Genomic DNA, 14,166 nt, shown 5'->3' with positions numbered 1-14,166 from the left:
GTGCAGAAAGCAAAACGGCGACCTGAGTCATCAGCGTCGCCGTTGTGCAGGCTGGAGGCAGCCCGGTGATTCGCTGTCAGGGACGATAAAGGATCGCCGAGCCCCACGACAAGCCCACGCCGAAACCGCTGACCGCGATGCGCTTCCAGGTGGCGTTCATGACGTGTTTTTCCAGCAGCAGCGGAATGCTGGACGACACCGTGTTGCCGGTCTCGAGCATGTCCTTGACGAATTTCTCCGGCGACTTGCCGTCCTCGAACCGACGGGCGACCGCATCGACGATGGCCGCGCTGCCCTGGTGGATGCAGAACGCATCGACGTCGGAGGATTGCAGGCCGGAGTCTTCGAGCAATTCGTTGAGGTGCGAGGGCACTTTGACCAGCGCGAAGTTGAATACCTGACGCCCGTTCATGTAGAACGCGCCGTCGGTGGTCTTGAGGAACTCTGCGCCGGAGCCGTCGGTGCCGAACTTGGATTTACCCAGCTGCCATGGGGCGTCGTCGCTCATCCAGGTGGCGGTGGCGGCGTCGCCGAAGAGCATGGTGGTGTTGCGGTCTTCCGGGTCGACGATCTTCGAATACGGGTCGGCGGTGACCAGCAGGCCGTTTTTCAGGCCGGTCGCTTCCATGAAGCCTTTCAGCGCATAGATGCCGTAGACGTAGCCCGAGCAACCCAGGGAAATGTCGAACGCGGCGACGTGGGTCGGCAGGCCGAGTTTGTGTTGAACGATGGCGGCCGTGTGCGGCAGGCCTTCTTCGTCACCGTTTTGGGTGACGACGATCAGTGCGTCGATGGCGTCCCGCGAGAGACCGGGGTTGTTGGCGAACAGCTGGTTGACCGCTTCGACGCACAGGTCCGAGGTTTCCTGGGTGTCGTCTTTGCGCGGCAGAAAAGCAGAACCGATCTTGCCAAGGATGAAGTCTTCATCCTTTCCGAATTTGGCACCCTGGGCGTAATTGTCGACGCCGGCCGTGGGCACATAACTCGCTATGCTCTTGATGCCAATCATCATGGCTTCCCAATAAAAAACTGCTGAACATCACCCGGCGCGGTTAGGCGGGGCGTTGAAAATCCGGGGCTTGCGGCCTGAAAAAAAAGGCAACGTACAGGTCAGGGCGACACCAGAATCGCTCTGGAATCAGCCCGAGGACGTCACGGACCGCCAACACGATACAGTGAAGATGCCCGTTATGACCCACAGGTCACCAAAAGTTTTACAAGCTTTTAGCTGACCGACGGGTGCCGCGCAACATCAGATCGCTGCTCAGACAGGTGATTGACATGAAGATGTCACGGGAATGTGGCGTGTGGTCGAGCTTCGACGCGCTGTTTAGTAGGACCGGCTTCAGCCGGGAAGAGGCCCTGATGTGCACTCTCAATTTTGCGGTGTGACGAATGCCGTCTTCCCGGCTAAAGCCGGTCCTACGTTCGTGTTCACCGCGAATCTCACTGACTACACGTTTAGTAGGACCGGCTTTAGCCGGGAAGAGGCCTTTACGCACCCTCGATTTTGCGGTGTGGCGTATGCCGTCTTTCCGGCTAAAGCCGGTCCCACATTCGTGTTCACAGCGCAATTCCCAAGTGATGCCGGTCCAGCCTTCACTCAACCCACCACATCCCAACTCAACGCGGTCCCGCGGTTCAGTGCGTGTCGGGCTTTGCTCCCCAGCACGGCATCGATGTGTTTGGGCGCCAAACCGAGGCCAGGGCGGATGGCGCGGATGTTGTCCGGGCTGAAGGCCTCGCCCTCGGCGATGTCTCGCACCACGTACAACGAGCGGCGGTATTGCAGCGATTTCTGTTCGGCTTCGGTGGCGCCGTATTGCACGTGGCCCATGCCTTGCCACGCGCGTTCGGTTTCGATGACCAGGCTGGCCATTTCCGCCGGTTCCAGGGAGAAACTGGCGTCGACCCCGCCGTCGGCGCGGTCGAGGGTGAAGTGCTTTTCGATGACCGTCGCGCCCATGGCCACCGCCGCCACCGACACGCCGACGCCCATGGTGTGATCGGACAGGCCCACCTGGCAGTTGAACAACCCGGCCAGATGCGGAATCGTGCGCACGTGGCTGTTGGCCGGGGTCGCCGGGTAGGTGCTGGTGCATTTCAGCAGCACCAGATCCTTGCAGCCCGCCGCCCGCGCCGCGCGTACGCTTTCATCGAGCTCGGCGATGCTGGCCATGCCGGTGGAAATGATCATCGGCTTGCCGGTCGCCGCCACTTTGCGGATCAGCGGGATGTCGGTGTTTTCAAAGCTGGCGATCTTGTAGGCCGGCACGTCGAGGCTTTCGAGAAAGTCCACGGCGGACTCATCAAAGGGCGTGGAAAACGCCAGCAGCCCCAACTCTTTGGCCCGGGCGAAGATCGGCGCGTGCCACTCCCACGGCGTGTGCGCCTGTTCATACAGCGCATACAGCGACGTCCCGGCCCACAAACTGTTGGGGTCTTTGATGAAGAACTCGCCCTCGGCAATGTCCAGGGTCATGGTGTCGGCGGTGTAGGTTTGCAGTTTGAGGGCATGGGCGCCCGCCCTGGCCGCCGCCTCGACGATGCGCAACGCCTGATCCAGCGACTGATTATGGTTGCCGCTCATCTCGGCGATGATGAACGGCGGCGCGTCGGGGCCGATGGTTCGGGAACCGATCTTGAAAGAAGTCATCGTTGCTCACTCGTTGCAGTGACGTCGGTCGGCCCAAGGCCGGACGATAAAAATAGGAACGGGCAGCGGCTCATGCGCCCTGCCGCGTTACGGCGGTAGCTGGACTGTCTGGGTTGACCAGGGCCGCCAATGCATCAGCGATGCGCCGGGCACCACGGCCATCCACCAACAACCTCGACTGTTCGGCGAAGGACCGGCGTAAAGCGGCATCACCCCACAGCTGCCCGATCGCATCACGCAAACGCCCGGCCTCAAGCTGCACATGGGGCCCGAGGTACACATGCACACCGGCCTCGGCCAGCAATTGCGCATTGAGCTGCTGATTGTTCGCCACCGAAATACAGATGGTCGGCAACCCCAGCGCCGCGCGCTCCCAGGTGGTGCCGCCGCCGGCGCCGATAAACAGATCGGCCGCCTGCATCAGCGCGAAAAAATCACCGGTCAGCGTGTGCAAATGCCACTCAGGCCGAGAGGCTGCGAGATCGCCCATCGCCTCCCAGTGGGGGTTATGCAAACCGGCGACGAAATCCACCTGCAGATCATCAAAGCCTTGAAGCGCCAGCATCGTGGCGTACACCTGCCCGGCCGCATCGAAGCCACCGAAGTTGACCAGCACCCGTTCGACACGCGGCTTGATCGCGATGGGGTCGCACTGAAACTCGTCGCGCAGCAGGGCAAATCGCGGCCCCAGAAACGCCTGGCACTCACGGTCGATCCAGGGGGCGTAGGGCTGATTCAGCGCCTGCGCGCTGTAATTCTGGTCGAGCAACACTTCAACCGAATGGGGCCGGTTGGCCAAGTCGTCGATCGCCATCACTCGATCGGCGAGACCGCGCGCCGCCTTTTCCCAGCGTGCATCCAGGCCGTAATGATCAACGATCAGCCAGTCAAAGAGCGGCTCATCCTCAAGCTCTTCGGCCAGGGCAGACAGGTCCGCCTGCCAAGGCAACGCTGCTTCGATGTCCTGGTCTTCCTGCGCGCCATAGCGTGCCGGCAGGGCGTAGGCAACATAGCCCTGATCCGCCAGCCGCTGAAGCAGATGCCCCGGCAATTCGCGGCAGGCAAAGCGCACATCGGCGCCATCTGCACGCAGCGTGTTGGCGAGCGTGAGGCAGCGGGCGATGTGGCCGCTGCCGATGGTCACCGAGGCGTCGGCGCGGATCAGCACGCGCATCATTGCAGCTCCCCACCGGCCTTGAGCGCGGCGTACAGGTATTCCGCGCGCAACCAGTCTTCCGGGCTGTCGATGTCCTGCACCAGATGCCGGGGCAGAATCACCGGCAGGCTGAGCTCGGAAAACACCGTGTCGCCGCGCCGCCAGGCGTCGCTGCGGCCCCAGTAGAACTGGCCGGCGTCCTGATAGGCGACGGGCAGATCCTGAGAACGCACGCTGCGAAATTCCGGGTGCATCGCGCACAGGCTGCCGTCGCTGTCGATCAACAACGCACGCTGCACCGGGAAGCCGAAGCTGCACACCGAGAACGCATAGGATTTTGCCGCATCGGCTTCGAGTACTTCCAAGCCATGACGCAAATAACGCGCCTGCAACAGCGGCGCGGTGGCGTAGAGGCAGCAAGCGTAATCAAAGCGCCGATCAAGTGCGCAAAGCGCGTGTTGAATCACTGCCGCCGTGCCAGTGAAAGCGTCGGCCAGGTCCGCCGGGCGCATGAACGGCACGTCAGCGCCACAATCGCGGGCAACGTCAGCGATTTCTTCGTCGTCGGTGCTGACCACGATCTGATCAAACACCCCGCTCGCCCGCGCAGCACGAATGGAATACGCGATCATCGGCTCGCCGTTGAACAGCTTGATGTTCTTGCGCGGGATGCGCTGGCTGCCGCCCCGTGCGGGGATGATGGCGACGGCGCTCATGCTCGTGGGCCTGTCATGGGTTCGTCCGCATCAAGTGGCCGCCGGGCGCGTTTCGCCGAGCAAACGGTGAAGCTGTTCAACAACGTCATCCTGCTGCGCTTCGGTCATCGCCGGGTACAGCGGCAGGCTGATGGCTTGGGCGTAATAAGCCTCGGCTTCGGGGAAATCACCGGGGTTGAAACCCAGGACGCGGTAATAGGGCTGCAGATGGACCGGGATGTAGTGCACGTTCACGCCGATGCCTGCCCCGCGCAAACCTTCGAAGACTTGACGATGGCTCAGCGCAAGCAGGTCGGTCTGCAGGCGCACGACGTACAAGTGCCACGCAGAATCGGCCTCAGCCTGAAGGGTCGGCAAGGTCAGCGGCAGGTCGGCCAGCAGCGTCTGATAGCGCGCCACCAACTGCCGACGCCGGGCCAGAAAACCGTCGAGCTTGTTCAGCTGCGACAGCCCCAGTGCCGCCTGCATGTCGGTCATGCGGTAATTGAAGCCCAGCTCGACTTGCTGGTAATACCAGGGGCCGTGGCTGGGCTCGTCCATCTGCCCCGGGTCACGGGTCATGCCGTGGCTGCGCAGGCGGCGCAAATGTTCGGCCAGTTCAGGGCGATTGGTCAGCACCAGGCCGCCTTCGCCGGTGGTCACGATTTTGACCGGATGAAAGCTGAACACCGTCATGTCGGCGAATTCGCCGCAGCCCACCGGGCGCCCGGCATAGTGCGCGCCCACCGCGTGGGAGGCGTCTTCGATCACCACAAAACCGTAACGCCGGGCCAGTTCGCCGATGGCGCGCATGTCGCAGCTCTGGCCGGAAAACGCCACCGCCACCAGCACCTTGGGGAGCGTGCCGTTGGATGCCGCCACTTCAAGCTTGCGCGCGAGGGCGTCGGTGTCGAGGTTCCAGGTCAGGGGATCGATGTCGACAAAGTCCACATCGGCGCCGCAATAGCGCCCGCAATTGGCCGAGGCCAGAAACGTATTCGGGCTGGTCCACAGCCAGTCGCCCTGCCCCAGTCCCGCCGCCAGACAGGCAATGTGCAGCGCCGCCGTGGCGTTGCACACCGCCACCCCGAAACCGGCTTCACAGCGCTCGGCCATGGCCGCTTCGAAGCGTTCGAGGGTTGGGCCCTGGGTCAGCCAGTCCGACGTCAGCACCTCGACAACGGCGTCGATGTCGGCCTGATCAACGCTCTGCCTGCCGTACGGAATCATGGCTGAACGTCAGCGTGCAGCTCGCCGATCTGGCGGATCGACAGGAAGTCCGGGTTGGTGTCGGAGCGGTACTCGAACTCGTCGTGAACCGCTTTGCCCTGGGCGCCGGTGGCGTCGACGGCGAAGTCGGTGTCGACGTTGTTGAAGCGAATCGACGGCACGATGGTGTAGTGGTCGTCGAATTCCAGGGTCATGCGCGCGTCGTCCTGGGGCACCATCAGCTCGTGGAGTTTTTCCCCGGGACGGATGCCGACGATCTTGTGCGGCAGGTCGGGGGCCATGGCCTGGGCCAGATCGACGATGCGCACCGACGGAATCTTCGGCACGAACACTTCGCCGCCGTGCATGCGCTCGAAGCTCTGCATGACGAAATCCACGCCGTGGTCGAGGGTGATCCAGAAGCGCGTCATGCGCGAATCGGTGATCGGCAATTCAGCCGCCCCACCCGCCAGCAGCTTGTTGAAGAACGGCACGATGGAGCCCCGGGAGCCGGCCACGTTGCCGTATCGCACCACGGAAAAACGCGTCTGCTCCTCGCCGCCGATGTTGTTGGCGGCGACGAACAGTTTGTCCGACAGCAGCTTGGTGGCGCCGTACAGATTGATCGGGCTGGCGGCCTTGTCGGTCGACAGCGCCACGACCTTCTTCACGCCGTTGGCGATGGCCGCCGAGATGATGTTTTCGGCGCCATTGACGTTGGTGCGGATGAACTCGGTCGGGTTGTATTCCGCCGCCGGCACATGCTTGAGCGCCGCCGCGTGGACCACGTAATCGATGCCGCGCATGCCCTGCTGCAAGCGATCGGCATCGCGCACGTCGCCGAGGAAATAGCGCATGCAGGGCGCGTTGAATTCCTGCTGCATTTCGTACTGCTTGAGTTCATCGCGGGAGAACACCACCACGCGCCGGGGCTGATAACGCGCCAGCAGCGTGCGGATGAACATGCGGCCGAACGAGCCGGTCGCGCCTGAGATGAACACTGATTTGCCGTTGAACATGACGTAGTCCTTTAACCCGGAGGCCTTAAGCGAGCAGCTCGGCCCAACTGGAACCGTCGGCCTGAGCGAGGGTGAAGCCCTTGCCGGTCAGTTGCAGATTTTTGTTGTACGCCAGGTCGTGCGCAAACGCCCCGGACCATTTGTCTTGCAGCGCGGCCAGCGCCTGTGGCGCGTCGGGCAATGCGCCCGAATGCACGAACTGCACGTGAGGCGTCCACACCGTCAGGTACCCGGCCTGGGCCACCTTCAGGCACAGGTCCACATCGGCGAAGGCGTCGGCAAAATGCCCTTGATCCAGGCCGCCGACGTCATCGAACAGCGACGAGCGCACCATCAGGCAGGCGTCGGACACCGCCGAATAATTCTGATCCAGCAACAGTCGGCTCATGTAGCCCGCGGCGTCTTTCGCTTCGCCGATGAAGGCCGAACCCACACCGCCGTCCATGCCGAGGATCAAACCGGCCTGACTGACCGTGCCGTTGCGGTCGATCAACTTGGCGCCAACCACGCCGACTTCCGGGCGCATCGCCTGATTGAGCAAGGCGTCGATCCAGTTCGGGCTGATGACTTCACCGTGGGCCGAGAGCAGCGCCAGGTATTCGCCTGTGGCCTGTTCGCGCAGGGCGTTGACCCGCGCTGAATGACTCAACGGTTGATCCATGGCGATGACCCGCACGCGACCTTTGTGCTGGCGACCCAGCCATTCGCTGAGCTCCGCCGAGACACTGTGATCGTCCGCGATCAGCACTTCGTAATTCGCGTAGCGCGTGCGCAACAGGACACTCGCCAGGCAACGCTGCAGCACGGGCAGGTCGTCAACGCCATGGACGAGGATCGACACCAGCGGGCGCTGGATGTGGCGGTAGTCGATGCGCCAGGTACCCGGTGCTGCCGGACTGATCTGGGCCTTGAAGCCGCGATTGTTCAGGTGCCGGGTCAGCGCCAGGCGTTGCTGGGCGTTCTCTTCCAGCGGTTGCGCGTCGGTGACCAGCAGCGGCTCGTCCAGATGCGCCAGCCAGCCCATGCCGCCCTGCTCGATGATGCGCAGCAGGAGTTCGAATTCGGCAGCCTGGGCGAAGTCGGCGGAGTAACCGCCGGCCTCGACCAGCACGTCGCGGCGGACCAGCCAGTGGCGGGACATCAGCGTCGGGTTGCTCAGCAACAGGTCGAGGTTGAAGCCGGGGCGCATGACGTGGGTCAGCGCACCGCTGGCCTCACGTTGAACTTCATCGGCGAACACCGCGCGGCAGTCAGGCGCGGCCTGCAGTTCCAGCGAGGCGCGCAGCAGGCCGCCGGCGGTGAACGCATCACCGACTTCGGCCAGCATCAGCCAGTTGCAGGTGGATTGGCGGGCGATCTGATTGACCTTGTCGACCCAGTTGCTCTTGCTGACCTTGACGAAATGCAGGGTGTTTTGCGCGCTGGTCGCCGCCGGTGGCTCGCCGCTGGTGAACACCACGACCTTGAAGGTCTTGCAGTGGCCTTCGACCAGACTGTCCAGGGTGACCTGGAGTTTGTTCATGTCATCGTCGAGGTCCAGCAACAGAATGCCGAACTGCGGTCCGCCGCCGAGGCTGTCGATGCGGCTGAGGATGGCTTGTGCGTCGCTCGGGCTCGGCTGGCGTGCGTCGAGCCACTGCAACAGCTGACCCGATGGCATGTTGGCGAGGGTCACGCGATGGTCCTGGCGCTGGACCGAATTGAGGCGCTGCAACCAGCGCGACATTTCCAGCGCTTCTTCGGGGTCACCCTGGCGCGCCATGAGACCGGCGAGGGGCTCGACGATGTACGGGTTGAAGATGTTCAGGGCCATCGCTTCCCACATCCGGTTGGCGATGGTTTCGGGGTTGTCGTTGCCGTGGCTGCGCAGCAGCACTTCGTGCTGAACCCAGGTCCCTTCGAGCTGTTCCATCTGCAGCTTGCCGGCCGGCAGCGCGTGGATCAGAAACTCGATCTCGGTCAGGACGTCGAAGAAGGCCTGGTTGTAAAACGGCATTTCGACGAACTGACGGGGACCGAACTGGCGGTCTGCGGGTTTGAACACGTCGTTCCAGCGCGACAGCACGATGCTGGTCAGGCCCAGGGAACGCTGGTCTTCGAGACAGGCCTGCAGGGCGGCGTAGGCCTTTTTGACCTGCTCGGTGCCGTCGGCTGCATTCAGCTCACCGTGGGTGGTGGTCAGGGCTGCCAGAAAACTGGCGAATTCGTGGCGCTCGAGGACGGCTGACGGATCGCTGTCACTCAGCTTTTTCAGCATGTGAGTCGGGCGGTCGGAGAGCCGGTGGTTGAGCTCACGGACCACGTAGGGTATCGGCAGGGTCCGCGCCTTGGCGGCCGAGAGCAGGAAGTAGGCGTGACCGAACTCTTGCAGCTCGCCACTGACGCCTTGGGGCAGCGCGGCGAACCATTGTTGTAGCAGCGCCGTGCGGGTAACGGCGTAGAACGGCGGAATGTAGTGGTCCATGAAGCTCAGGACGCGCTCGCCGCTGTTGTCGGCGGCGAAGTCTTCCTGGCCCTTTTTGTCGCGGCGGAAGTACTCGACCTTGTCGCCGTGGGCCTGGTACATCAGGCAATAGCCGTGGCAGAGGCCGTAGTCCGGGTGGGTAGCCAGAAATTCCACCGACTGGGCCAGCGCGTCATGCATCAGAAAATCTTCGTCGCCCACGAACGCCATGAACGGCGTGGTCACTTGGGTCACGCCATGGGCGATCCTGCTCAGGACCCCGGTCTCGGCGAACTGCGGCACGTGGCGGTAATCCACCTGCGGGAACAGCGCGGCGACGTCGGCGGCTGACTGCTGCGAAGCATCCAGCACCAGCACGTGGGCCGACGAGGAGCTGTAGTACTGCAATGTCCGGCGCAGGAGTGCGGGCCGGTCATGGGTGAGGACCACAAGCGTCAGTTGGGCATCGAGCGGCATGGTGTTTCCCGGAGATGAATGAGGGTGCATTACGTTTTCCCTGTGATGCGGCCAAGCGTCAAAAAGATGATCAATGGCGATATCGGGGAGACGAAGCAGGAAGCACGCCAACTCTGGATGGCGGGACTGCGCGCAATGGGCAGGATGGGCTTTAGCCGGGAAGACGTCAGGCGTCACACCGCAGGATTGAGGGTGCGCCTACAGGCCCCTTCCCGGCTGAAGCCGGTCCCACTAAAGCAGCGTGTGCAGTCAGTGAGATTGGGGGGAACGCGGGTGTAGGACTGGCTCAAGCCGGGAAGACGTCAGGCGTCACACCGCAGGATTGAGGGTGCGCCTGCAGGCCTCTTCCCGGCTGAAGCCGGTCCCACTAAAGCAGCGTGTGCAGCCAGTGAGATTGGGGTGAACGCGGGTGTAGGACTGGCTTTAGCCGGGAAGACGTCATTCGTCACGCCGCGGGATTGAGGGTGCACATGCAGGCCCCTTCCCGGCTGAAGCCGGTCCTACATTCACGCCGCGTACCGTCAGTGGGATTGGGGTGAACGCGGGTAGGACCGGCTTTAGCCGGGAAGACGTCAGGCGTCACGCCGCAGGATTGAGGGTGCACATGCCGGCCTCTTCCCGGCTGAAGCCGGTCCTACATTCACGCCGCGTACCGTCAGTGGGATTGGGGTGAACGCGGGTAGGACCGGCTTTAGCCGGGAAGACGTCAGGCGTCACGCCGCAGGATTGAGGGTGCACATGCCGGCCTCTTCCCGGCTGAAGCCGGTCCTACATTCACGCCGCGTATCGTCAGTAGGACCGGCTTTAGCCGGGAAGACGTCATTCGTCACACCGCAGGGTTGAGGGTGCACATGCTCGCCTCTTCCCGGCTGAAGCCGGTCCCACTAAAACAGCGCGGCTAATCCGCCAGCCAGCCGTTGACCCAGTGCTGAAGGTTGTCGCCGCGCAGGACGTAGTCGCGCATGACCACTTCTTTCAGCTCATCGCCCATGCGGTAGCTGGCGTCGGGGTCGGCCAGGTGCATGCGGATCGCTTCGAGCCATTCGGCGGTGCTGTTGGTCATCACACGGGTACATGGCAGGTAGCCGTCGTAGGCCCGGGTGTCGGTGCAGATCACCGGGTAGCCGCAGGCGCCGTATTCCAGCAGGCGCAGGTTGCTCTTGCAGTCGTTGAAAATGTGGTGCTCCAGCGGCGCCAGCGCGAGGTCGAGGTTCAACGCCGCCAGTTTCGCCGGATAGGCCAGCAAGCCCACGGACGGATGGAACTCGTGCACGTACGGGCGCAACGACTCGGGGCACATGCCGAAGAACACCCACTCGACCTGATCGGCGAGCTCGCGCACGACCTCGGCGATGATCTCCAGATCCCCGGCATGGCTGGTCCCGCCGCCCCAACCGACCCGAGGCTTTTTCGAAGTGCGGCGCTGGCTGCGCAGGCCGGTCCAGAGTTGCGACGCCAGCATGTTCGGCACCACGCGGATGTCGTGGTGCATCCCCGACAGTGCATCGGCCAGCGTCACCGTCGAGACCACCACCCGATCACAGAGGCTGATCCCCAGACGCACCATCGCTTCCATGTTCGATGGCATGCTGCGCAGATGGCCGTTCTTTTTCGGCACGCTGATCACGTAGTCGTCCAGCTCGTAGATGCGGCGGGCGTTGGAGTACGCCTTGAGGCTGGCGACCTGATCGATGGAATTCTGGCTGTAGCGGCACTGCACAATGATCACGTCGGGCGACTGACGCTCCAGCTCGATGATCGACGGCAGGTCGTAGCTCATCCGCCCGCCGATTCGGCCGTCGGCCTCCAGTTCCAGAAACGGCTGGGACACGCGGTAGTGACCCACCGCCGTGCTGTTGACCGGGATCGCCAGCACATTGGGCAAACGTCGCGATGAATAAGGGTTCCAGCCTTTCTTCAGGCCGGGTTCCAGGCTGTAGAACGAACCGGTCAAGCGCAGGTTGGGGTTGTAGGCCGGGTCACGGGCGAGGATCGGCAGCCAGCGTTTGTAGAAGGCGTGTTGATCGTCGACCTGGGATTGTTTATCGCGGACCTGTTCCGCCGGTGTCGAGGCGCCGATCGCCAACACCGCACGGGGTGCCCAGACCACCAGATGACCGGACTCCCGCACGCGCAGGCAGAAATCCACTTCGCCCAGGCTGCCGCTGAACTCGTCGCCGTTCAGGCCGCCGAGCTGCTCGAACAAAGCGCGCCGCACCAGCAGACAGTGCCCGCCCACCGCGCTCAAGTCCTGGGCCGCCTGCAACCGCAGCAGATGACCGGGCGCGTGCAGTGGCTCGCCAAAAAACGCAGGGCCGGCCGGGCCGTGGTAACCCAGAATCAGCCCGGCCTGGAGAATGTAGCCTTCGGGGGTGAACAGCTTGGCGCCGACCACGCCCACTTCTTCGCGCCGCCCGTGATTGACCAGTTCGCCCAGCCACGCGGAGTCGGCGACCACCGCATACACACTGAGCATCAGCAAGTGCTCGCCCCGGGCATGGCCAGCGGCGAAGTTGCGCACGTCGGCGCCATTGCCCTGCCCTTCGTAATGCAGGACGCGCAGGGTGTCGCCACCGATCTGCTGCATGTCCGCCAGCCAGGACCGAGCCTCCGGCTGTTGACTGGCGCAGTCGACGATCAGCACTTCGAAATGATCGTAAGGGGTCTTCGACAGCAGCGACTCGACGCAGCGCTGCAACGCCGCCAACTGGTCCTGATGGACGATGATGATCGAGACGAGCGGACGCGCGTCACTCAGATATTCCACGTGATTGAGCCACTGCCCTTCCACCTCGTGCAGCTGATGAGCAATGCCCATGCGCTGCAGATGTGCGCGGAGCACCGGGGCGTTTTGCGCCATGACCTCATCCAGCGCCAGCCACGCCTGAAACGGGAACTGCGACTCGACCAGGATTTCCGAAACGTGCTGAACCACCACGCCGTGGGCTTCAGTCAGGCGCCAAATGGCGTCATGGGGCGCGAGTTCGCCGTAGGCCGAATCGAAACCGCCGAGCCTGACCAGCGCATCGATCTGAAACGCCAGAACGCGACCGACGTAGGGATAACTGCGCAGCAGGTCGAGGTTGAAGTCAGGCCGGAACACCGGCTCGGCCGATTCGCCTTCGTGCAACGCGCCTTCGTCGCCGTACAGGCACAGCACGTCAGGCGAGTGGGCCGCGCGTTCGGCAAGGATCAGCAACGCACAATCGGTCAGCCGATCCCCCGCCCGCAGCAGGTAACACCAGTCGCCGCGCTCAAGCTGGGGCAACAGGTCATTGAGTTGCGCCAGCCAGTCGGGCTGCAGCGGCAAGGTGAACACGCGGCCGTCGAGCACGGGCGTCTCGCAGGCGCTGGACAGCACCAGGGTCAGTTCGGCGGCATACAACTGTGCGTCGAGACTGCCAAGGGTCATGGCGACTCCGGCGGCACTGGCGTGTTCGTCGAGCACCACCGCCACCATCTTCGGCTGCGACGGCCAGGTGGCGACGTTATCCGCCACGCGCAGCCGATCGGCGCCAAACAGGGTGCGGAAGCTCAACCACTGCTGGTACAGCTCGGCAAAACTTTCGCTGTCGGTGCCGACCCGCCACGGCAAGGAGGCCTGTCGGTCACCGAGCATGCGGCTGAGGGGCAGCTCTTGCCAGACGCGAGGCTGCACCAGCGCCTCAGTCAGCGGCACAAAGCGCACCCAGCCATATTCGGGGGCGTCTTCGCCGGTCCGCGCCTTGAGCATCTTGCCCAGCCATTGCCGCTCGTCGCTGATCAGGTCCCTGACCCACTGCTGGCGGCTCAAACGGTCCGGGTGTAAACGTTCGGCGCTGAGGACATCGTTGAGCATGACCATGTTGCCACGCTTGAGCAGGCACACGTAGAGCACGAAATCCACCAGCGCGGTGAAGCCCTCGCCGACTTCCCTGAGCGCCGGCAGAATCACCTGCACGTCGCTGCGGCGCACCAGTGAGCTGCTGAATCCGCCGAGAAAGTTGGTGGGCGAGATATCGAACACCGAGAGCAGGTCGGCGCCGTAGAACACCGAACTGGACTCGGCGAGCGGCGCGTTCTCGATGCGCACCGGCAACTGAACGTCCTGGGGGTCGCAGAAATAACGCTGGGCCAGCACCAGGCTGACGTCGTCATGTTCCACCAGAATGCTCGCCTGACGCGCGACGGCCGCCGGAAACAGCCGATCGTCGTCGCAGAAGAACTTGATGAACTCACCCTGCGCTTCGTCCAGGCACACCAGCAGGTTGCCGACGAAGCCCTGACGCTTCGGGTTGCGCACATAACGCAGCGTGACCGGGCTTGAGTCGAGGTATTTTTCGACCGTGCGCCGGATCTCGTCGGTCGCGCTGTCGTCGCAGACCACCACTTCAAGGGGCCGATAGGTCTGGGCCAGGGCGTCCAGCAGGGCTCGCTGGAAAAAGCGCGGGTTGTAGGCGGGAATGACGAGGCTGACGAGGGGAGCTGAATTCACGGGCGGGACTCACGAGCGGCGCCGCACCCCGGGGAGA

The 14,166-nt window shown here is 63.5% G+C and carries 8 protein-coding genes; all 8 read right to left on the bottom strand.

Translation table 11 applies throughout. From position 1 onward, the window contains the following. Positions 1 to 76 precede the first annotated feature (76 nt). Positions 77 to 1,009 (bottom strand): ketoacyl-ACP synthase III, encoded by a 933-nt coding sequence (locus tag M1E04_RS08375; RefSeq protein WP_192130025.1) that lies wholly within the window; start codon positions 1,007 to 1,009, stop codon positions 77 to 79. A gap of 594 nt (positions 1,010 to 1,603) precedes the next feature. Continuing rightward, positions 1,604 to 2,656 (bottom strand): pseudaminic acid synthase, encoded by a 1,053-nt coding sequence (gene pseI, locus M1E04_RS08370; protein ID WP_456292749.1) that lies wholly within the window; start codon positions 2,654 to 2,656, stop codon positions 1,604 to 1,606. A 70-nt stretch (positions 2,657 to 2,726) separates the two neighbouring features. Beyond that, the gene (gene pseG, locus M1E04_RS08365) at positions 2,727 to 3,833 is read right to left on the bottom strand and encodes a UDP-2,4-diacetamido-2,4,6-trideoxy-beta-L-altropyranose hydrolase (protein ID WP_456292748.1); all 1,107 of its coding nucleotides are present in this window, start codon (positions 3,831 to 3,833) and stop codon (positions 2,727 to 2,729) included. Next, positions 3,830 to 4,528: a pseudaminic acid cytidylyltransferase gene (pseF, locus tag M1E04_RS08360; protein ID WP_192130023.1), complete on the bottom strand. Its 699-nt coding sequence runs from the start codon at positions 4,526 to 4,528 to the stop codon at positions 3,830 to 3,832. The genes pseG and pseF overlap by 4 nt, the downstream gene beginning before the upstream one ends. Positions 4,529 to 4,558: 30 nt before the next feature. Beyond that, complete coding sequence (gene pseC / locus M1E04_RS08355; RefSeq protein ID WP_192130022.1) at positions 4,559 to 5,737, bottom strand: UDP-4-amino-4,6-dideoxy-N-acetyl-beta-L-altrosamine transaminase; 1,179 nt, start codon at positions 5,735 to 5,737, stop codon at positions 4,559 to 4,561. Continuing rightward, the gene (gene pseB, locus M1E04_RS08350; protein ID WP_192130021.1) at positions 5,734 to 6,735 is read right to left on the bottom strand and encodes a UDP-N-acetylglucosamine 4,6-dehydratase (inverting); all 1,002 of its coding nucleotides are present in this window, start codon (positions 6,733 to 6,735) and stop codon (positions 5,734 to 5,736) included. The genes pseC and pseB overlap by 4 nt, the downstream gene beginning before the upstream one ends. A gap of 25 nt (positions 6,736 to 6,760) precedes the next feature. Further along, positions 6,761 to 9,655 (bottom strand): glycosyltransferase family 2 protein, encoded by a 2,895-nt coding sequence (locus tag M1E04_RS08345; protein WP_456292747.1) that lies wholly within the window; start codon positions 9,653 to 9,655, stop codon positions 6,761 to 6,763. Between the two features lie 898 nt (positions 9,656 to 10,553). After that, positions 10,554 to 14,129: a glycosyltransferase gene (locus tag M1E04_RS08340; RefSeq protein ID WP_456292746.1), complete on the bottom strand. Its 3,576-nt coding sequence runs from the start codon at positions 14,127 to 14,129 to the stop codon at positions 10,554 to 10,556. Between the last annotated feature and the right edge of the window lie 37 nt (positions 14,130 to 14,166).

It is taken from the genome of Pseudomonas sp. AK106, from assembly GCF_053903055.1.
The sequence above is the reverse complement of the archived record's forward strand: the minus strand, read 5'-3'. Positions and strand labels throughout refer to the sequence as shown.

Excerpts from the sequence above, each read along its gene's own strand:
- M1E04_RS08375 (WP_192130025.1), bottom strand. The coding sequence starts at position 1,009 with ATGATTGGCATCAAGAGCATAGCGAGTTATGTGCCCACGGCCGGCGTC.
- pseG (WP_456292748.1), bottom strand. The coding sequence starts at position 3,833 with ATGATGCGCGTGCTGATCCGCGCCGACGCCTCGGTGACCATCGGCAGC.
- M1E04_RS08345 (WP_456292747.1), bottom strand. The coding sequence starts at position 9,655 with ATGCCGCTCGATGCCCAACTGACGCTTGTGGTCCTCACCCATGACCGG.
- pseB (WP_192130021.1), bottom strand. The coding sequence starts at position 6,735 with ATGTTCAACGGCAAATCAGTGTTCATCTCAGGCGCGACCGGCTCGTTC.
- pseC (WP_192130022.1), bottom strand. The coding sequence starts at position 5,737 with ATGATTCCGTACGGCAGGCAGAGCGTTGATCAGGCCGACATCGACGCC.
- pseI (WP_456292749.1), bottom strand. The coding sequence starts at position 2,656 with ATGACTTCTTTCAAGATCGGTTCCCGAACCATCGGCCCCGACGCGCCG.
- pseF (WP_192130023.1), bottom strand. The coding sequence starts at position 4,528 with ATGAGCGCCGTCGCCATCATCCCCGCACGGGGCGGCAGCCAGCGCATC.